This is a genomic window from Paracoccus homiensis, from assembly GCF_900111675.1.
GTDB lineage: Bacteria > Pseudomonadota > Alphaproteobacteria > Rhodobacterales > Rhodobacteraceae > Paracoccus > Paracoccus homiensis.
In genome coordinates, this window is the sequence record NZ_FOHO01000001.1 from 221,339 (window position 1) to 239,079 (window position 17,741).

The 17,741-nt window shown below is 63.8% G+C and carries 21 protein-coding genes; 2 read left to right on the plus strand and 19 right to left on the minus strand.

The window, feature by feature from the left end; all coding sequences use genetic code 11:
* Nucleotides 1-13: 13 nt before the first annotated feature.
* The 3 genes from BMX67_RS01135 to BMX67_RS01145 are packed head-to-tail and all read right to left on the minus strand — an operon-like array spanning nt 14 to nt 2,102.
* Entirely contained in the window at nt 14-835 is an 822-nt protein-coding gene (locus BMX67_RS01135; RefSeq protein ID WP_090731831.1) for a uracil-DNA glycosylase, read from the minus strand.
* A 39-nt stretch (nt 836-874) separates the two neighbouring features.
* Nucleotides 875-1,582: a response regulator gene (locus BMX67_RS01140; RefSeq protein WP_090731833.1), complete on the minus strand. Its 708-nt coding sequence runs from the start codon at nt 1,580-1,582 to the stop codon at nt 875-877.
* A gap of 7 nt (nt 1,583-1,589) precedes the next feature.
* Nucleotides 1,590-2,102 carry a MarR family winged helix-turn-helix transcriptional regulator gene (locus BMX67_RS01145; protein ID WP_245739039.1) on the minus strand — a complete coding sequence of 171 codons (513 nt, stop codon included), beginning with the start codon at nt 2,100-2,102 and terminating at the stop codon, nt 1,590-1,592.
* A gap of 158 nt (nt 2,103-2,260) precedes the next feature.
* Here BMX67_RS01145 and BMX67_RS01150 point away from each other — a divergent pair, with 158 nt between their 5' ends.
* On the plus strand, nt 2,261-3,130 hold the full coding sequence (locus BMX67_RS01150; RefSeq protein WP_090731834.1) for a branched-chain amino acid aminotransferase: 870 nt from the start codon (nt 2,261-2,263) through the stop codon (nt 3,128-3,130).
* An 80-nt stretch (nt 3,131-3,210) separates the two neighbouring features.
* On the opposite strand, the gene BMX67_RS01155 is transcribed toward BMX67_RS01150, so the two are convergent.
* The 8 genes from BMX67_RS01155 to BMX67_RS01190 all read right to left on the minus strand — a co-directional run bounded on the left by BMX67_RS01155 (nt 3,211) and on the right by BMX67_RS01190 (nt 8,242).
* Nucleotides 3,211-3,396, minus strand: coding sequence for a hypothetical protein (locus BMX67_RS01155; RefSeq protein ID WP_245739041.1), 186 nt, complete (start codon nt 3,394-3,396; stop codon nt 3,211-3,213).
* Between the two features lie 60 nt (nt 3,397-3,456).
* Nucleotides 3,457-3,921 carry a PTS sugar transporter subunit IIA gene (locus BMX67_RS01160; protein WP_090731836.1) on the minus strand — a complete coding sequence of 155 codons (465 nt, stop codon included), beginning with the start codon at nt 3,919-3,921 and terminating at the stop codon, nt 3,457-3,459.
* An 87-nt stretch (nt 3,922-4,008) separates the two neighbouring features.
* Nucleotides 4,009-4,584 (minus strand): ribosome hibernation-promoting factor, HPF/YfiA family, encoded by a 576-nt coding sequence (gene hpf / locus BMX67_RS01165; RefSeq protein WP_090731838.1) that lies wholly within the window; start codon nt 4,582-4,584, stop codon nt 4,009-4,011.
* Nucleotides 4,585-4,782: 198 nt separating this feature from the next.
* Nucleotides 4,783-5,532, minus strand: a complete 750-nt coding sequence (gene lptB / locus BMX67_RS01170; RefSeq protein WP_090731839.1) for an LPS export ABC transporter ATP-binding protein — start codon at nt 5,530-5,532, stop codon at nt 4,783-4,785.
* Nucleotides 5,532-6,011, minus strand: a complete 480-nt coding sequence (lptA, locus tag BMX67_RS01175; RefSeq protein WP_090731841.1) for a lipopolysaccharide transport periplasmic protein LptA — start codon at nt 6,009-6,011, stop codon at nt 5,532-5,534. The genes lptB and lptA overlap by 1 nt, the downstream gene beginning before the upstream one ends.
* A gap of 11 nt (nt 6,012-6,022) precedes the next feature.
* Nucleotides 6,023-6,601 carry a hypothetical protein gene (locus BMX67_RS01180; protein ID WP_090731843.1) on the minus strand — a complete coding sequence of 193 codons (579 nt, stop codon included), beginning with the start codon at nt 6,599-6,601 and terminating at the stop codon, nt 6,023-6,025.
* 4 nt (nt 6,602-6,605) lie between these two features.
* On the minus strand, nt 6,606-7,505 hold the full coding sequence (locus BMX67_RS01185) for a KpsF/GutQ family sugar-phosphate isomerase (protein ID WP_090732191.1): 900 nt from the start codon (nt 7,503-7,505) through the stop codon (nt 6,606-6,608).
* A 122-nt stretch (nt 7,506-7,627) separates the two neighbouring features.
* On the minus strand, nt 7,628-8,242 hold the full coding sequence (locus tag BMX67_RS01190; protein ID WP_090731844.1) for a ribonuclease D: 615 nt from the start codon (nt 8,240-8,242) through the stop codon (nt 7,628-7,630).
* A 333-nt stretch (nt 8,243-8,575) separates the two neighbouring features.
* Between BMX67_RS01190 and BMX67_RS01195 the strand changes: the two genes are divergently transcribed.
* The gene (locus BMX67_RS01195; RefSeq protein ID WP_090731846.1) at nt 8,576-9,028 is read left to right on the plus strand and encodes a pore-forming ESAT-6 family protein; all 453 of its coding nucleotides are present in this window, start codon (nt 8,576-8,578) and stop codon (nt 9,026-9,028) included.
* 56 nt (nt 9,029-9,084) lie between these two features.
* On the opposite strand, the gene BMX67_RS01200 is transcribed toward BMX67_RS01195, so the two are convergent.
* The 8 genes from BMX67_RS01200 to cls form a co-directional block, all read right to left on the minus strand.
* Nucleotides 9,085-10,314, minus strand: a complete 1,230-nt coding sequence (locus BMX67_RS01200) for an AI-2E family transporter (protein WP_090731848.1) — start codon at nt 10,312-10,314, stop codon at nt 9,085-9,087.
* 115 nt (nt 10,315-10,429) lie between these two features.
* Nucleotides 10,430-11,656 carry a saccharopine dehydrogenase family protein gene (locus tag BMX67_RS01205; RefSeq protein ID WP_090731849.1) on the minus strand — a complete coding sequence of 409 codons (1,227 nt, stop codon included), beginning with the start codon at nt 11,654-11,656 and terminating at the stop codon, nt 10,430-10,432.
* A 33-nt stretch (nt 11,657-11,689) separates the two neighbouring features.
* Entirely contained in the window at nt 11,690-12,796 is a 1,107-nt protein-coding gene (gene nspC / locus BMX67_RS01210; protein WP_090731850.1) for a carboxynorspermidine decarboxylase, read from the minus strand.
* 114 nt (nt 12,797-12,910) lie between these two features.
* A complete protein-coding gene (locus tag BMX67_RS01215; RefSeq protein WP_090731852.1) occupies nt 12,911-13,273 on the minus strand; it encodes a hypothetical protein in 363 nt (120 codons plus the stop codon).
* Between the two features lie 15 nt (nt 13,274-13,288).
* On the minus strand, nt 13,289-14,074 hold the full coding sequence (locus BMX67_RS01220) for a DUF6478 family protein (RefSeq protein WP_090731853.1): 786 nt from the start codon (nt 14,072-14,074) through the stop codon (nt 13,289-13,291).
* A gap of 12 nt (nt 14,075-14,086) precedes the next feature.
* On the minus strand, nt 14,087-15,820 hold the full coding sequence (gene ilvD / locus BMX67_RS01225; protein WP_090731855.1) for a dihydroxy-acid dehydratase: 1,734 nt from the start codon (nt 15,818-15,820) through the stop codon (nt 14,087-14,089).
* Nucleotides 15,821-15,881: 61 nt separating this feature from the next.
* Nucleotides 15,882-16,217: a 4a-hydroxytetrahydrobiopterin dehydratase gene (locus BMX67_RS01230; protein ID WP_090731856.1), complete on the minus strand. Its 336-nt coding sequence runs from the start codon at nt 16,215-16,217 to the stop codon at nt 15,882-15,884.
* 13 nt (nt 16,218-16,230) lie between these two features.
* Nucleotides 16,231-17,676, minus strand: coding sequence for a cardiolipin synthase (gene cls / locus BMX67_RS01235; protein ID WP_245739049.1), 1,446 nt, complete (start codon nt 17,674-17,676; stop codon nt 16,231-16,233).
* Nucleotides 17,677-17,741: the final 65 nt, after the last annotated feature.

Below are 17,741 nucleotides of genomic sequence, written 5' to 3' on the forward strand. Positions count from 1 at the left end.
GCGGAAACAAAATCTAAACGGAAACACCGTCCAGGCGCGCAGACAGCGACAACAGATCCTCCCACGCGGCGCGTTTGGCGGGCGGGTTGCGCAGCAGATAGGCGGGATGCGTCATCGGCAGCACCGGGCGGTCAAAGGCTGTGCCCCACTGGCCGCGCAGGCGCAGCACGCCCCGACGGCCCAGGGCGGCCTCGCAGGCGATATTGCCCATCAGCACGATGATATCGGGCGCGGCCAGTTCGACATGCCGACGCAGAAACGGCATCGACAGCGCGATTTCATGGGCCAGCGGATCGCGATCGCCGGGCGGATGCCACGGCAGCGTGTTCACCACATAGATCGCGGCCTCGGCATCGACGGCATCGCGTGACAGCCCGATCGCGGCGAACATCTTGTCCAGCAGTTGCCCCGCCCGGCCCACGAAGGGGCGGCCCTGACGATCCTCTTCGTCGCCCGGCGCCTCGCCCAGGATCATCACGCGCGCCTTGGGATTGCCGTCGGCGAAGCAGAAATTCCGCGCACCCTTCTTCAGTTCCAACCCGTCGAAGCCTTCCTGCGCCGCCGCCAACGCGGCCAGCGTATCAGCCCCGTCAGCCAAAGCCTGCGCCTGCGCGATCAGCGCGGATTGGTCGGCCTGATCGGTTTGAACGGGCGGCGCTGCGGGCGTCGCCGCAGCAGCGGGAATCGCGGGTCTGGGCCGCTGCGCCAGTTCATAGCGGTCGATCCCGGCATCCAGAATCGCCTCGTCCGCGCCCAGTTCGGCCTGCCATTCCAGCAGCGCCAGGGCGGTGGCCGCATCGACCGTCTGGCCCAGATATGTCAGTTCGCCGTCCATGCCGCCAAGGCTATGCCCGCTGCCCGTCACCCGCAACCATCAGTCGGTCACAAGCATATAGCCCGCGCCGCGCACGGTCTGCAGAAAGCGCGGCTCTTTCGGGTCCGGTTCGATCTTGCGGCGCAGGCGGGTGATCTGCACGTCGATGGCACGTTCGGAATTGTCCGATTCCTCGCCATTGCCACCGCGTCCCAGATCCTCGATCAACTCGGTCCGGCTGACCGGCTGACCGGGGCTTGCGGCCATGCGGCGCAACAGCGCCTGTTCGGTGCCGGTCAGTCGCAGGGGCGTGTCGCCCTGCCAAAGCTCGCCCTTTTCGGTGTCATAGCGCAGCAGGCCAAGCGTCAGGAATTTCGGCTGCGCCACCTCGATCGTGGGCACACGGCGCAGGATCGCGCCGATGCGCAGCAGCAATTCGCGAGGCTCAAAGGGTTTGGGCAAGTAATCATCGGCACCGCTTTCCAGACCGGAAATGCGATCCTCGATCTCGCCCTTGGCGGTCAGCAGCAGAATCGGCGTCGTCAGGGACTGACGCAGGCTGCGGGTCAGGCTGATCCCATCCTCGCCCGGCATCATCACATCCAGCACGATCAGGTCGAAATCCAGCCCCGCCAGCAGACGCCGCGCATGGGCGGCATCGCGGGCCGTCGTCACCATGAAGCCGTTCTTGCGCAGGAATCGGCCCAGAAGGGACCGGATGCGTTCGTCATCATCGACGATCAGGATATGCGCGTCTTGACTGGTCATCTGGGGGCTAGTCCGAAAGATCCTTCATCGCCTGATACTGCGCACGGGTCTCGGCGTCCATCATCGCCTCCAGCACCTGCCGGAAACCCGCCACCGCCTGCGGGCCCGCATTGCGATAGGCCGTGCGCATGCGGGCGCGCTGTGCCTCGGACAGGCGACGTTCCAGCGAAGCCCCCTCATCCGTCAGATACAGCTGTCTTTCGCGACGGTCGCGGCGACCCACGCGGCTTTCGACCAGCTTGTCCTCGATCAGGGTGCGCAGAACACGGTTCAGCGACTGCTTGGTCACGCCCAGCACCGCCAGCAGCGAGGTGACGGTCAGGCCCGGACTGCGATTGATGAAATGCAGCGCACGGTGATGGGCGCGGCCATAATCCAGATCGGCCAGGATCAGGTCGGGATCGGCCGTGAAGGCCCGGTAGGCAAAGAACATTGCCTCGATCCCGCGGCGCAGCTGGTCATCTGTCAGGAACAGAAGATCCTCACCGATCATGTTCTGTACCCGCGCCTTCTGCTGCATCGCGCATCCCCTTATCTGTTGGCGCTACCTTGATATGGCAGCGTTGTTGACTTTCCAAGATCGGATTGTTAGCCGTCAAGGCGTCTTACGCAAGAAATTAGCCGATTCCGGGACGCTTTGCGCAAGATTCGGAAACCCGGATAGGATGGAGAAAGAAAATGACGGCGGCTTACGACGATCGCGACGGCAAGATCTGGATGGACGGGGAACTGGTCGACTGGCGCGATGCGAAGGTACATGTGCTGACGCATGCGCTGCATTACGCCAGTTCGGTGTTCGAGGGCGAACGCTGCTATGATGGCAAGATCTTCAAGGGGCATGAACATTCGCTGCGCCTGATCGAGTCGGGTCGCCTGCTAGACATGCCCATTCCCTATTCGGCCGAGGAAATCGACGCCGCGAAAGAGGCCGTGCTGAAGGCCAACGGTTTCGAAAACGCCTATGTCCGCGTCGTGGCATGGCGTGGGTCAGGTCCGGATATGGGTGTCTCGGCCAAGCGCAACCCGGTCCGCATGGCGGTCTGCGCCTGGGAATGGGGCAGCTATTACGGCGATGCCAAGACGCAGGGCGCCAAGCTGGACGTGGCCAAGTGGAAACGCCCCAGCCCCGAAACCATCCCGACCGCGGCCAAGGCCGCCGGCCTTTACATGATCTGCACCATGTCCAAACACGCCGCCGAGGAAAAAGGCTGCTCGGACGCGCTGTTCATGGATTGGGAAGGCTATGTCGCCGAAGCGACCGGCGCCAACATCTTCTTCGTGAAGGATGGCGAGGTTCATACCCCGCTGGCCGACCGTTTCCTGAACGGCATCACCCGCCAGACCATCATCCAGATGCTGAAGGATAACGGCATCACGGTGCATGAACGCCGCATCAAGCCGGAAGAGCTGGACGATTTCCAGGAATGCTTCCTGACCGGCACCGCCGCCGAGGTGACGCCCGTGGGTCAGATCGGCGACTGGAACTTCCAGGTCGGCCAGACCACCCGCAAAGTCGCCGCGGATTACGAGGCGCTGGTCCGCGCCTGATCCACGACGCGACCGATACAAGGAAAGGGCCGCCCCGATCAGGGCGGCCCTTTTCGTTGCAGAATGCACTGCGGCGCGGGTCAGGCCAGACGGCCACGATCGATGCGCAGGAATTCCGAGGTCTTGCGATTCTCGTCGCCACGCGTCTTGGGTCGGCTGTGCAGGGTTGCAATCGCGGGGTGCTGCCCCGCCTCGCGGTCCTGACGCGTGAATTCGCGCATGCGGGCGGCACCGTGGTCCCGGGGTTGATCGCTGACATGTTTCATGATCGGCCCTCCTGATTGATCAGCCCTCAATATAGGGCCGAATCGGACCAAATCAAACCGTCAGGCCGCCTTGAAACCCTGCGCGGCGGCCAAAACGGCGTGAAGGGCGGTCGGGTTGTCATTTGCCCGCAGCTTGGCGCGCAGATCCGGGTCGCGCAATGTCCGCGACACCAGGGCCAGCGCCTTCAGGTGATCGACGCCGCTGGTTTCAGGTGCCAGAAGCGCAAAGATCAGATCGACGGGCTGGCGGTCCACCGCGTCGAAATCCAGTGGCTTTTCCAGACGCAGGAACAGACCCACGACCTGATCCAGACCATGCAGCCGCGCATGTGGCAGCGCCACGCCCTGCCCGACACCGGTCGGCCCAAGGCTTTCGCGTTCCTGCAGCGCGTCCAGCACCTCGGACGCGTTCAACCGGTATTCAGCATGGGCCAGATCGGCCAGTTCCTGAAACAACCGCTTCTTCGATGTCACCTGCCCCAAAGAGCGCACGGCCCCGGACCTGAGAATCTCGGTAAGTTGCATCCAGTTTCGTCTTTCCTAATGCTGGCCGCCCCCGTGCGACCTGCCGGGGGCGGTTCAGTTCAGGCAAGCATCACGCGAAGGGCGACGTCAGCCGTTTCCGCGAGGGTCGATCCAGCCCACATTGCCGTCATCGCGGCGGTGGACGACATTGACGCCGCCGTGTTTCTCGTTGCGGAACACCAACAGCGGGGTTCCGGCCAATTCCATCTGCATGACCGCATCACCGACCGACAGGGTCGGAACGCGGGCTTCCATTTCGGCGATGATGATGGGTTCCAGACCGTTGTCCTTCGATTCCCAAACATCCTCGTCAGCCGACAGCACATACATGCCTGCCTGACCGAATTCAACAGGCTCGGAACGGTCCTTGTGATGGTCCTTCAGGCGGCGCTTGTAGCGGCGAAGCTGCTTGTCCATCTTTTCGCGGCAAGCCTCGAAAGCGGCGTAGATCTCATTGGCGGTCCCGCGCGCCTGAACCGTCAGCCCGGTCGACAAATGCACCACGCAGTCACACAGGAACTGATGCGCGTCCCGCGAGAATGTCACGGTCGCATCGGTCGGGCGTTGCGAATATTTCTGGACAGTCTCACCCAGTTCCGCCTCGACATGTGTGGTCAGGGCGTCTCCGACATCGATGTGTTTTCCGCTGATGGTGTAGCGCATCGTATTTCCTCTCCGGTTGCCCGCTTTCCGCAATGCGCCGACCCGTTCGACAAGCCGGCATGCGGCGGAAAACGGGGATGGCGGGGCACGGCGCTTTACCGCACCCGCATAAATCAATTTGGTGACAGCCAGCGCCGAGTGTCAACGGGGGACACGCGCCCGTGTTGGATTTTGCAGTTTGCGAAAAACCGGGCCGCGTCAGCCCATCTGGAAGCCTTCGCCCAGATAGACCTCGCGCACGCGGCGATCGGCCACGATTTCCTCGGTCGTGCCGGACATCAGGACATTTCCGTCATGCAGGATATAGGCGCGGTCAACGATGCCCAGGGTCTCGCGCACGTTATGATCCGTGATCAGAACGCCGATTCCGCGCGATTTCAGGTCGTGGACAAGCGTGCGAATCTCACCGACGGCAATCGGGTCCACCCCGGCAAAGGGTTCATCCAGCAGCAGAAATCCGGGCGAGGACGCAAGACAGCGCGCGATCTCGACCCGACGCCGCTCGCCGCCCGACAGGGCCAGCGCGGGCGCATTGCGCAGATGGCTGATCGAAAAATCCGCAAGCAGCTCTTCCAGCCGGTCGCGACGATGACGCGGATCGCTCAGCGCGACTTCCAGAACGGCCATGATGTTCTGTTCGACACTGAGGCCGCGAAAGATCGACATTTCCTGTGCCAGATAGCCGATGCCCAGCCTCGCGCGGCGAAACATCGGCAGCCGCGTGGCATCGCGCCCATCGATGATGACCTGCCCCGCATCGGGCGCGACCAGCCCGGCGATACAGTAAAAGCAGGTGGTCTTGCCCGAGCCGTTCGGCCCCAGAAGCGCCACCACCTCGCCCCGCCGCAACGCGATCGACACATCGCGGATCACCAGCCGGTTGCGATAGGATTTGCGCAGATTGCGGACGGTCAGCCCGTCCAGCGCCTGTGCGGCCACGTCGCGCATCACTGCCCGCCACCCGGTTGCAGGACCGATCGGACACGTCCATCGACCTGCGCCGCGCCGGTGGCCAGATTGACGACCATCTTGTCGCCGGTCAGCACGTTGCGCCCCTGCGTCAGAACCACCTGACCGCTCAGTGTCACCTGCCCCGTCTCGACCTGATAGACGCCCTCGGCGGCCTCGGCGGCATCTGCGCCGCTGACCAGGGTGACATTCCCGACCGCATGCAGCGACTTGATCCGATCCTGCCCACCCTGGGCATATTCAACCGTGACCTTGTCGGCCGACAGGCGCATCTCGCCCTGCCCGATCACGACATTGCCGGTGAAAACCGCGCTGCCGTCACCCTGATTCACGCTCAGCGAATCCGCCGCCACCTCGACCGGGGCCGAGGTGTCCGCCTCGATCGAGCCAAAGCTGACATCCTGCGCCAGCGCGGGGCCGGTGGTCAGGGCAAGGGCGATCAGGAACTGGCGCAGCATCTGTGGATCCTTCAGTCGGATGGAGGCGTGTATATCAGACGAACGCCGCCAGTGAAATTCAAGACCGCAGGCCCGTCCTGCGGCGACAGCTCCATCGCGCCGGCGTCCAGCTGGCCAAGCGGACCATCCGCCGTGATCCCGTCCCGCGCGCTCACCACCGATCGGTCCGTCGCCGCATCGATGCGCGGCGAATCGATCTGCCACCCGGTCGAGGTGGTCATCCGCACGCCCCCCGTCAGCGACACGGCTTGATCGTCGACCCCGCCCGTCGGCGCGGTCAGATGCGCGCTCAGCCCGTCGCGGCGCTGCCAGTCAAGGCTGACACTGTCGGCACTGCCCTGATCCTGCCCGCTGCCCGGCACCACCTGCTGCGCCTGAAAGCTCAGCTCGGCCCCGTCCGAGGTGACCCCGGCATAATCGGGCCGGATCACCCGCGGCTTCTCGACCGCCCCCTGGGCGTCCACCTCGGCATAGGGGATCTCGGGCTCGGTTCCGGGCTTGCCCGAAAACAGGAACATCGTCGACAGGATCGCAAGCGCGACCAAAGGCAGCAGCACCCGCAACCATCTGACGATGCGCGTCCGGTTCATCGGCTCAGACCAGCCCGGCCCGCAGGCAGTCGTGAATATGCAGAATGCCCGAAGGGACCGCGTTCTCGACCACGAACAGACAGGTGATCTTGCGATCCTGCATCTGCGCCAGGGCCGATTCAGCCAGCGCGTCGGGCGCGATCACACGCGGGTTGCGGGTCATCACCTCGCCCGCCCGCAGGGTCAGCAAACCATCCATGTGCCGCCGCAAATCGCCATCGGTGATAATCCCGATCAGCGCCCCGGCCTGATCGACGACACCGGTCACGCCATACCCTTTCTGACTGATCACCAGAAGCGCATCGGTCATCGGCGTGTCTTCGGTCACGACCGGCACATCCCTGTGCATCAGATCGCCGACCTTCGACAGCAACGCCCCCAGCTTGCCGCCGGGATGAAAGGTGCGGAAATGCTCGGCGGTGAACTGGCGATGTTCCATCAACGCGACCGCCAACGCATCGCCAAGCGCCAACGTCATCGTGGTCGATGTGGTCGGCACGATCCCGTTGCCACAGGCCTCCTCGGCGGCAGGCAGAACCAGAACCACGTCGGATTGCCGCAGCAATGTCGATCCCGGTCGCGAAGCGACGCCGATCAGCGGGATCCGGAACCGGCGCGTATGCGCGATCAGATCGGCCAGTTCCGGCGTCTCGCCGCTGTTCGACAGAACCAGCGCGACATCCGCCTGCGTCACCATGCCCAGATCGCCATGGCTCGCCTCGGCCGGATGCACGAATTGCGCCGGCGTCCCGGTCGAGGCCAGCGTCGCCGCGATCTTGCGCGCGATATGCCCGGATTTGCCCATGCCGGACACGATCACCCGGCCCTGCGCATTCAGGATCGCCTCGACCGCGCGGTCGAATTCGGCATCCAGCGCACCGGCCAGCTGATCCAGCCCCGTCATCTCGGTGCGAATGACGCGCCGCGCCGTCTCGATATAATCGCTCACCCGCCGTCCCTTTGCCTTGGTCGAAATATCCTCGGGGGGACCGGGGGGCAGACAGCCCCCCGGCGCCGTTCCATCACCTAGTGATGGAAGATGTCATTTTCATCCCCCCAGCCCAGCAGGTCCAGATGGGCACGGGCGGGAAGGAAATCGAAACAGGCCTGCGCCAGGCCCATGCGGTTCTCGCGGCGCAGCCGCGCCTCCAGGGCCTCTTTCAGCTTGTGCAGATGCAGGACATCCGAAGCCGCATATTCCAGCTGGGCATCGGTCAGATCCGGCGCGCCCCAATCGCTGGTCTGTTGCTGTTTGCTGATATCGACATTCACCATCTCGTTCAGCAGGTATTTCAACCCGTGCCGGTCGGTGAAGGTCCGCACCATCTTCGAGGCGATCTTGGTGCACCAGACAGGCGCGGTCACCACACCAAAGGCATTTTCCAACGCGGCAATGTCGAATCGTCCGAAATGGAACAGCTTCAGAACCTTGGGATCGGTCAGCATCCTGGTCAGGTTCGGCGCTTCGGTCTGGCCGCGCTCGATCTGGACCAGATGGGCATCGCCATCGCCCGACGACATCTGCACCAGGCACAGGCGATCGCGGCGCGGATCAAGACCCATGGTTTCGGTATCGATGGCCACAACCGGGCCAAGGTTCAGATCATCGGGCAGGTCGTTCTGGTAAAGATGGATGCTCATGACTTGATCGTTCTGAAAAGGATGTGCCCCCAATGACCAGAAACGCGCCGCGCAATCCAGCAAAAACCTGATCCCCTGCCGCAATTGGCAAGCCAAAGCGCGCCGCGCACCGTGACAAAACCCGCGATCACGCATTTTCTCGCCCGAACGTGAATTCGTGAATGTTCTGACGGCTTTAACTCGCGCATGGAATCGGGCCGGAACGGCGCTTTTCGGCGGGAAAGCGCGGCGTTCGCGTCGCTGACCAGTATCGCGGATCCATTCTCCGAACGCGGTGTTAGAAGGCACGCGTCCGCAAACGGGCGCCCTATTGACGGAAAGAAGGAGTTCCAGATGTTCCGCCAAATCGCATTCGCTGCCGTCAGCATTTCCACGCTGGCCGTTCCCGCCGCCATCGCACAAGAGGCTGCGCAGACCGAACAGCAGGTTCAACAGCAGGCCCCCGCCCAAGAGGCCCCTGCACCGGCAGTGAACCAGATGGATGCCGCCGCCACCTACGAGGCCGCGCGCAACCAGCTGGGCATTCTGAAATATTGCGAAGGTCAGGGCTTTACCGGCGCCGAGGCCGTTTCGGCACAGGAAAAGATGGTCGGCATGCTGCCCGAGGCTGACGAACAGGCCGGTGCCGCCGCCGAACAGAAAGGCGCCGAAGGCACGGTTTCGGCCGGTGGCGCGGAAATCGCGCTGGATCAGGCCGCAAGCCAGCAAGGCACCACGGTCGAAGCGCAGTGCCAGCAGATCGAGGCTGCCGTGAATCAGGTGGCCAAGCAGCTGCCCGCCGGCTAAACAGCGCGACATCGATATTGCAAAGGGCCGGTCCATCAACCGGCCCTTTTGCCATCCTAATCGCTGTCGTGAACCACCGGGGCGGTCGCTGCGCGGGCGGCCTCTTCGTCCTCGGCCTCGGCACCACGTTCGACGATCTCGCGTGCGTCTTCCTCTTCTTCATCCTCCAGCCGCGGGGGATCTTCCCCGGCAAGGAAGTTGCCGAATTTTTCCAGCCCCGGCACATGCTCGGCCAGAACGCGGGCCACGACCAGAACCGGCACCGCGATCACCATACCGATCACCGACCACAGCCACGCCCACAGGGCAACCGACAGGAACACGACGACGGCGTTCATCTGCAAGCGCCGCGACACGAAATAGGGCGTGATGATCTGACCTTCAAGCGCGGTCAGCGCCAGATAGGTCGAGGCGACCATCGCAGGTCCGAACAGCCCCGGCATCACCACCAGCGCGACAAGCCCCGATATCATCACACCGGCAATCGCCCCAAGATAGGGCACGAAATTCAGCAGGAATGCCCCGATCCCGAACAGCAGTGCACCGGGCATCCCCCAGGCCCACATCGCCAGCCCGATCGAGATGCCCAGACAGGCATTGATGACGGTGATCGCCCCCAGATAACTGCCAAGCGAATCCTCGATCTCGCGCAGGGCCAGATAGGCGTTGCGCTTTTCGGCCATGGTTTCAAAGCTCTGGACGATCTTCAGGTACAACAGATCGCCCGAGGCCAGCATGAAGAACATCAGGATAAGCGTGAATACCACCTGCCCGATCAACTGCGGCGTCAGCTTGGCCACGGTTTCAAGGGTCGATTCCTCTTCGCGGGCGATCTTGATCTCTTCGCGGTTCTGCGCCTCGCGTTCCTCGATCTGGGCGCTGTCCAGCTCGGCCGCGGCCTGCTGAATGTCGCGCATGGATTCGCGCACCCTCTCGAATTTCTGTTCCAGCCGGGTGCTGATCGTGGGAACATTGTCGATGGCGCTGTTGATCGGACCGCTTGCCGCATAGGCGATGACGCCCGCGACCACGATGATCCCCAGCGTGACGACCATCGCGGTTGCCACGTCGGGGATGCCGCGGCGACGGTTGAAGCGGCGCATCGGGGTAAAGACGAAGAACAGCAGCACCGCCATCGTCACCGGCATCAGAAAATCGCGTGCCAGGGCCAGCGCGGCGAAGGCCATGATCAGGAAGATGCCGATGATCGCCCAATTGGCGGCGCGGCTGCTTTTCCCCTCGCCCTGTCCAAAGCGCGGAAAAATATGCCGGTCGCCGATGGCCATGTCGTCCCCCCTGCCGCACCGGACGATCCGGTATCGCTGTGGGCGCGAAACGCGTGGGGCGGGCCGAATGTTCCGGCCCGCCCCCCAAGGTCAGTCGATTTTCGGACCGACAGGTTCAGATGGGGTGATCGCCATTGGCGTCGATCACGCGGGTCGGCAAGCCCATCTCGCCCAGCAGTTCCAGGAAGGGACGCGCGGGCAGGTCTTCGACATTGACCATCTTCTTCACGTCCCAGACGCCGCGCGCGATCAGGATCGCGGCCGCGACCGGCGGCACGCCGGCGGTATAGCTGATGCCCTGGCTGCCCACCTCTTCATAGGCTTCCTTGTGGTCGGCGACGTTATAGACAAAGACCTCGCCTTCCTTGCCGTCCTTGCTGCCCTTGACCAGATCGCCGATGCAGGTCTTGCCGGTATAGTCTGGGGCAAGGCTGGCGGGATCGGGCAGCACGGCCTTGACGACCTTCAGGGGCACGACCTCCTGGCCCTCGGCGGTCATCACGGGCTGTTCCGACAGCAGGCCCAGATTTTGCAGCACGGTAAACACGTTGATGTAATGATCGCCAAAGCCCATCCAGAAGCGGACATCGCTGTCCTTGTATCGGGCCGACAGGCTGTGCACTTCGTCATGGCCCGACAGATAGGCGGTGCGCTTGCCGACGACGGGTAGGTCCCACTCGCGGCCGACCTCGAACATCTTGTTGGTCTTCCACTCGCCGCCCTGCCAGGAATAGACCGTGCCGGTGAATTCGCGGAAATTGATCTCGGGGTCGAAATTGGTGGCGAACCAGCGCCCATGCGAACCCGCATTGATATCGACGATATCGATGCTGTCGATCTTGTCGAAATATTCGTCCTCGGCAAAACGGGCATAGGCATTCACCACGCCCGGATCGAAACCCGCACCCAGAATGGCGGTGATGCCAGCATTGGCCACGTCCTCGCGGCGTTTCCATTCATAATTCGCGTACCAGGGCGGCGTTTCGCAGACCTTGGCCGGATCTTCGTGAATGGCGGTGTCGATATAGGCCGCGCCCGCACGGATACAGCCTTCCAGCACCGTCATGTTGATGAAGGCGGTGCCGACATTGATGACGATGCCCGCGTCGATCTGACGGATCAGCGCCTCGACCGCGTCGGCATCCATCGCGTCCAGCGCGTGGCTGGTAAAGGGCATCTCGTGGCCCTTGTCGCGCAGGCTGGCGACGATCGCGTCAGCCTTGGACTGGGTGCGGTTGGCGATATGCAATTCGCCGAATTCCTTGGCCCATTGCGCAACCTTGTGCGCGGACACTTGCGCGACGCCACCCGCGCCGATGATGAGGACGTTTTGATTGGCCAATGATGTCTCCTTTCCCGGTGGCAGAGAACAGCCTTACGACAGGCTGGCTTTGTAGTCGTCATAGGGGAAGCTGCGGACCAGTTTCAGGGTTCCGTCCTCTTCCCGGATCGCGATGGACGGCATGGCGACGCCGTTGAACCAGTTCTTCTTGACCATGGTATATCCTGCCGCGTCGTCGATGGTGATGCGGTCGCCGATCTGCAATTCGCGATCAAAGCGCGCCTCGCCGAAAATATCGCCCGCAAGGCAGGTCTTGCCCGCGATCTGATACTCGTGATCGCCCTGCTGCGGCAGCTTGGCGGTTTCGCGATAGATCAGCAGGTCCAGCATATGCGCCTCGATGCTGCTGTCGACAATGGCGACCTTCTTGCCGTTGTCGATGATGTCCAGAACCGACACCTCCAGCGTGGTCGATCTGGTGATGCTGGCCTCGCCCGGTTCCAGATAGACCTGCACGCCGAATTTCTGGCTGAAGGCGGCCAGCCGATCGGCCAGACGGTCCAGCGGGTAATCGTCGCCGGTGAAATGGATGCCGCCGCCAAGGCTGACCCAGTCCAGACGCGCCAGAATGTCGCCGAACTCGGTCTCGATCCGGGTCAGCTGATGGTCGAACAGGTCGAAATCGCCGTTCTCGCAATTATAGTGGATCATCACGCCGCTGATCCGGTCCATCGCGGCGTCCAGACGGGTGATGTCCCATTCGCCCAGACGGCTGAACGGGCGCGCGGGATCGGCCAGATCGAAGCCGCTGGTGGAAAAGCGCGGGTTCAGGCGCAGGCCGATCTGGATGCCCTTGTCCTGCGCCTTGCCGGCAAAACGGTCCAGCTGGCCAAGACTGTTGAAGATGATCTTGTCAGCATGGGAAATCGCCTCGTCGATCTCGTGATCGGCCCAGGCGACGGAATAGGCATGGGTTTCCTTGCCGAATTCCTCGTGGCCCAGCCGCAGTTCAAACAGCGACGACGAGGTGGTGCCATCCATGAAATCGCGCATGAAATCAAAGGCCGACCAGGTGGCAAAGCATTTCAGCGCCAGCAGCGCCTTGGCGCCGGAACGTTCGCGCAGCCGCTGGATCTTTTCCATGTTGCTGCGCAGGCGCGCCTTGTCGATCAGGTAATAGGGGGTCTGAAGTTCCGTCATGGCGCCTCTTCAACGATGGGCCCCGGCAGGGCGCGAATGCGAAAGGGACGATATAGCCCCGCCCCCGGCTTTTCGCAAGGAAGCGTAACGCTGCGATGACGGCGCACAGGCGCCTTATCCGCCTGATGCGAAACGCCGAAACTCGCGCTTCAACAGTTCAAGTTCCGCGCGCAATTGTTCGATCTCGGCGGCAAGATCGCCGTCCAGCACATCGCCCGCGATCAGGTCCAGCCGCGCCAGCCGCGTGCCCGGACCGGTCTGGTCGGCATCCGCGATCAGCAGCAGGCTGTGGCGCCCATCCGACAGCACCTCGCCCGGCACCGCGACCGTCACCAGCCAGCCGTCGTCCTGATCGGTCAGATACGCGGTGGCGATCTGCACCCCCAGATGAAACAGCCCGACCGAACCGGGCGCCGCATCGGCGGTCAGCCGCCCTTTCCAAAGACCACCCTTCAGGCCGTGGCTGTCAAATTGCATCTGCTGTGTTCCTTGTCAGATCTGCGCACGCGGGTGGCGCGACAGGACGATGTCGGTCAGGTCCATCGCGTTCATGCGCGGCGCCTCGAAGATCAGATCCAGCCAGACCCGTTCCACCGGACGCAGCGCAAGATCGGCATAGGCCAGATCGAATTCGACCACGCGATGGGCCGGTTCGGTGTCGATGGGATGCCCCAGCTGCCGCAGGATCTGCGCCGTGTTCGGCCCTTGGGACAGGTTCAGCCGGCCATAGACGGTGATCGACCGTTCCGCCTGCAACACGGTCTCAAGCCGCAGGATATGATCGCGGCCCAGCCCTTCGGCCGCCTCGGACGGCATCTCGACCGACAGCGACATGTAGTTGCCGGTAAAACCCATCACCTCAAGCCGCAGACCAAAGGCCGCCAGATCGGTCGCGCGACGGTTCTGCACCTGACGCAGCAGCAGGGCGTGCTGGGCGCAATCATGCCACAGCGCCACCTCGCCGCCCAGATGGCGACCGTTTTCGGGGCCGACGATCGCGGCAGGGCTGATCGGCCCGCACAGCATCGGCGGACGCCAGCGCCAATCAGTTCCGGCGGGCATCACCATCGAGCCCAGCGCCGCGCGCGCCCGCTGTGCCCGCGGATCGCTGAGTTGCAGGAACGCGGCAATGTCCTGACCCAGCAGGCTGGCCTCGTCGCGCAATTGCAGATCGTCCAGCCGCTTGCCCCGGCGCAGGGCATCGGCCAGCGCATGCCATTGACGCGATGCGCCGTGGCGCAACGGGGCGCGCCACCAATCGGACGAAATCAGCTTCACGCGCGGTTGCCCCTACTGATCCATATAGACATGGGTTTCCTTTGCGGCACCCGGATGCGTCACCGCGCCCCATCGGGCCCCGCCGACCAGTTGCGCGTATTTCCACAATGCGCCGGCGGCATAGTCGGTTGGCCGCGCCCCGCCCCAGTCACCCTTGCGCCGGGCCAGTTCGTCATCGGACAGGGCCACGCTGATTTCGCCGCTGATCGCGTCGATGGTGATCATGTCGCCGTCCTTCAGCAGCGCGATGGGGCCGCCATGCGCGGCCTCGGGCCCGACATGGCCGACGCAGAAGCCGCGCGTCGCGCCCGAGAAACGGCCATCGGTTATCAGCGCCACCTTCTTGCCCATGCCCTGTCCCGACAGCGCCGCAGTCGTCGCCAGCATCTCGCGCATGCCGGGGCCGCCCGCCGGACCTTCATTGCGGATCACGATCACGTCGCCTTCGGCATAGTCACGCTTCTGAACGGCGGCAAAAGCCTGCTCTTCGCCCTCAAAGACACGGGCCGGGCCGGTAAAGACCTGATCCTCGGGCTTCATGCCTGCAACCTTCACGATGGCCCCGTCCGGCGCAAGATTGCCCTTCAGCCCGACGACACCGCCCGTCCCGCTCAGCGGGGTCGCGACGGGATGGATCACCTTGCCATCGACCTCGCGATCGACACGGTCCAGTTCCTCGCCCATGGTCCGGCCGGTGGCGGTGATGCAATCCTCGTGAATCAGCCCGGCCCTGCGCAGCTCGCGCATCACGACGGGCACGCCACCCGCCTCGTAAAGATCCTTGGCGACGTAATCACCGCCCGGCCGCAGATTCACGAAATAGGGCGTGTCGCGGAAGATATCGCAAACATCGAACAGGTCGAAATCGATCCCGGCCTCATGCGCGATCGCCGGCAGATGCAGCCCGCCATTGGTCGAGCCCCCGGTGCAGGCGACGACCCGCGCCGCGTTTTCAAGCGATTTGCGGGTGACGATGTCGCGGGCGCGGATGTTCCTTTCGATCAGCGCCATCACCGCCTCGCCCGAGGCCATGCCGTATTGGTCGCGCGATTCATAGGGTGCCGGCATCCCCGAACTGTTGGGCAGCGCCAGCCCGATCGCCTCGCTGACGCAGGCCATCGTGTTCGCGGTATATTGCCCCCCGCAGGCCCCGGCCGAAGGGCAGGCCACACGTTCCAGAATGTCCAGCTCGGCATCCGACAGGTTGCCCGCCTGATGCTGGCCCACTGCCTCGAACACGTCCTGGACCACCACGTCGCGCCCGTTCAGCTTGCCCGGCAGGATCGAGCCGCCATAGATGAACACCGATGGCACGTTCAGCCGCACCATCGCCATCATCATCCCCGGCAGCGACTTGTCACAGCCCGCCAGCCCGACCAGCGCGTCATAGCAATGGCCGCGCATCGTCAGTTCGACCGTATCGGCAATCGCATCGCGACTGGCCAGCGATGACCGCATGCCTTCATGGCCCATGGCGATCCCGTCGGTCACGGTAATCGTGGTGAATTCGCGCGGACACCCTCCGCCCTTCTTCACGCCCTGCTTCACCGACTGCGCCTGACGGTTCAGCGCGATATTGCAGGGCGCGGCCTCGTTCCAGCAGGTGGCGACACCGACCCAGGGCGCGTGGATTTCCTGTTCGGTGATCCCCATCGCGTAGAAATAGCTGCGATGCGGGGCGCGGGCCGGGCCTTCGGTGACATGGCGACTTGGCAACCGGGATTTGTCGAAACGCGAATTCGTCATGCCTTCCCCTCCTGCAGGCTTTGTCCCATGGATAAACCGCGAGTGCCGCGCGAAACAAGCGTCAGCCCACCAGCGCGTCCAGCCGTGCCGCGCAGATGAAGTCGTTGCGTGTCAGACCATCCGCGGCATGGGTGGTATAGGCGACCTCGCAATACCCGTAACCGAAGGTGATGTCGGGATGGTGATTCTGCTTGTTGCCCACCCAGGCAGCAAGATTGGCCATCTCGACCGCCTTCAGAAACCCCTTGAAGGCAAATCGCCGCCGGATCGACCTGCCGTCATCCGCCAACTGCCAGTCGGTCAGTGCGCCCAGCATCTGCTGCACCTCGCTGGGTGGCAGCGGCGGCACCCCGCCCTCGCAGGCCACGCAATGTTCCTGTGCCAGATCCATGTTCATGCCTTCCTTCTTGTCACAACAGGGGCGAGGCCAGCGCCAGAAGATTGTTGCGCAACCGCCGCGCCCAGCTCCAATCGCGGACCTCCTGAAGGGTCAACTCGCGCGCACGGGCGACATAGCTTGCCTGCCGCTGATCCAGCTGCCCCACGAAATCCGTGTCGAACAACGCCATGTTCACCTCGTAGTTCAACTCAAAGCTGCGGCGATCCAGATTGGCACTGCCGATCATGGCCATCTGGCCATCGACGGTGGCAATCTTTGCATGCAGCAGGCCCGGCTCGAACAGGAACAGCCGCACCCCCGCGGCCAGCAGCCCGTAATAGAACCCCTCGCTGGTCGCGCCGACGACGCGCGAATCGTTGCGCGCGGGCAGGATCATGGTGACCTGAACGCCACGGCGTGCCGCCGCACGAATGGCCGAATCAAGCGGCGCGTCCGGCACGTAATAGGGCGTGGTGATGGTCACATGATCGCGCGCCGAATGCAGCATCGTCGCCAGACATTCCGAAACGCTGCCCGCGCGGCGGTCCGGCCCCGTCGCGACGACCTGCGCCGCCTGCCCCGGCTGGGCCACCGCGTCGATACTGATCAGCATGTCGCCCAGATCGCGGCCGGTATAGCTCATCCAATCGCCCAGAAAGACCGATTGCAGTTGCCGCACGGCGGGCCCCTCGACCGACACCAGAATATCCACCCAGGGCGCGTAACGGGCCTTGATCGCAAAGGCCATGTCGGCGCAGTTGCGGCTGCCGGTGAACCCCAGACGATTGTCGATCACCGCGATCTTGCGGTGATTGCGCAGGTCCAGCCGCTGAAACAGGATGCTGATGAAGGGCAACCCCCAGGGAAACGCGGTCACGCAATCGGCACCCGATGCCTGCATCCTGTCCCACAGTTCGGACCGCACAAAGCTGCGCGATCCCAACGCATCGACGATCACCCGGCACTTCACCCCGCGAGAGGAGGCACGCATCACCGCCTCGGCCAGCTTGGTGCCGCTGTGATCGGGCAGCCAGATATAGAACAGCAGATGCACGTGATCCTGCGCCCGGTCGATGGCGTCGACCATCTCGTCGATGGCCGCATCGGCTTCGGGCAGCAACCGCACGCGGTTGCCATCGACCGCATCCATGCCGCCCACGGCGCGATTGGCCGCGATGGCAGGGCGCAGCTGCGACGCGGGCCGTCGCAACCGGTTCGGACTAGGCAGGCGCAACCCGGTCAGCCGGTCGCGCACATCGGCCATGCGCTGCACCTCGGCCTGATTCATCCGAACCTCGCCGAACAGCAGATAGGTCAGGATGCCAAAGATCGGCAGCGCCTCGATCACCATGATCCAGGCCAGCCGCACGGACGGATCCAGCCGCGGCCGGATCAGCACCCGCGCGATAAAGCCCAGTGTCAGGGCCGTGTGCAGAAGCAGATAGAAACTTGCCCACATGCGGCGCATCTTCGCCATGCACCCGGGCAATTGCAATTCCCTCCGTCCCCGCCTATCTGGGGGCCTGAAACAGCAAAGGTCGC

Excerpts from the sequence above, each read along its gene's own strand:
- BMX67_RS01195 (WP_090731846.1), top strand. The coding sequence starts at position 8,576 with ATGTTCCGCCAAATCGCATTCGCTGCCGTCAGCATTTCCACGCTGGCC.
- BMX67_RS01150 (WP_090731834.1), top strand. The coding sequence starts at position 2,261 with ATGACGGCGGCTTACGACGATCGCGACGGCAAGATCTGGATGGACGGG.
- BMX67_RS01230 (WP_090731856.1), bottom strand. The coding sequence starts at position 16,217 with ATGAACATGGATCTGGCACAGGAACATTGCGTGGCCTGCGAGGGCGGG.
- cls (WP_245739049.1), bottom strand. The coding sequence starts at position 17,676 with ATGGCGAAGATGCGCCGCATGTGGGCAAGTTTCTATCTGCTTCTGCAC.
- BMX67_RS01185 (WP_090732191.1), bottom strand. The coding sequence starts at position 7,505 with ATGACGGGGCTGGATCAGCTGGCCGGTGCGCTGGATGCCGAATTCGAC.
- ilvD (WP_090731855.1), bottom strand. The coding sequence starts at position 15,820 with ATGACGAATTCGCGTTTCGACAAATCCCGGTTGCCAAGTCGCCATGTC.
- lptB (WP_090731839.1), bottom strand. The coding sequence starts at position 5,532 with ATGCGCGACGTGGCCGCACAGGCGCTGGACGGGCTGACCGTCCGCAAT.
- BMX67_RS01155 (WP_245739041.1), bottom strand. The coding sequence starts at position 3,396 with ATGAAACATGTCAGCGATCAACCCCGGGACCACGGTGCCGCCCGCATG.
- BMX67_RS01190 (WP_090731844.1), bottom strand. The coding sequence starts at position 8,242 with ATGAGCATCCATCTTTACCAGAACGACCTGCCCGATGATCTGAACCTT.
- BMX67_RS01180 (WP_090731843.1), bottom strand. The coding sequence starts at position 6,601 with ATGAACCGGACGCGCATCGTCAGATGGTTGCGGGTGCTGCTGCCTTTG.
- BMX67_RS01200 (WP_090731848.1), bottom strand. The coding sequence starts at position 10,314 with ATGGCCATCGGCGACCGGCATATTTTTCCGCGCTTTGGACAGGGCGAG.
- BMX67_RS01145 (WP_245739039.1), bottom strand. The coding sequence starts at position 2,102 with ATGCAGCAGAAGGCGCGGGTACAGAACATGATCGGTGAGGATCTTCTG.
- lptA (WP_090731841.1), bottom strand. The coding sequence starts at position 6,011 with ATGCTGCGCCAGTTCCTGATCGCCCTTGCCCTGACCACCGGCCCCGCG.
- BMX67_RS01140 (WP_090731833.1), bottom strand. The coding sequence starts at position 1,582 with ATGACCAGTCAAGACGCGCATATCCTGATCGTCGATGATGACGAACGC.
- nspC (WP_090731850.1), bottom strand. The coding sequence starts at position 12,796 with ATGACGGAACTTCAGACCCCCTATTACCTGATCGACAAGGCGCGCCTG.
- BMX67_RS01215 (WP_090731852.1), bottom strand. The coding sequence starts at position 13,273 with ATGCAATTTGACAGCCACGGCCTGAAGGGTGGTCTTTGGAAAGGGCGG.
- BMX67_RS01135 (WP_090731831.1), bottom strand. The coding sequence starts at position 835 with ATGGACGGCGAACTGACATATCTGGGCCAGACGGTCGATGCGGCCACC.
- hpf (WP_090731838.1), bottom strand. The coding sequence starts at position 4,584 with ATGCGCTACACCATCAGCGGAAAACACATCGATGTCGGAGACGCCCTG.
- BMX67_RS01160 (WP_090731836.1), bottom strand. The coding sequence starts at position 3,921 with ATGCAACTTACCGAGATTCTCAGGTCCGGGGCCGTGCGCTCTTTGGGG.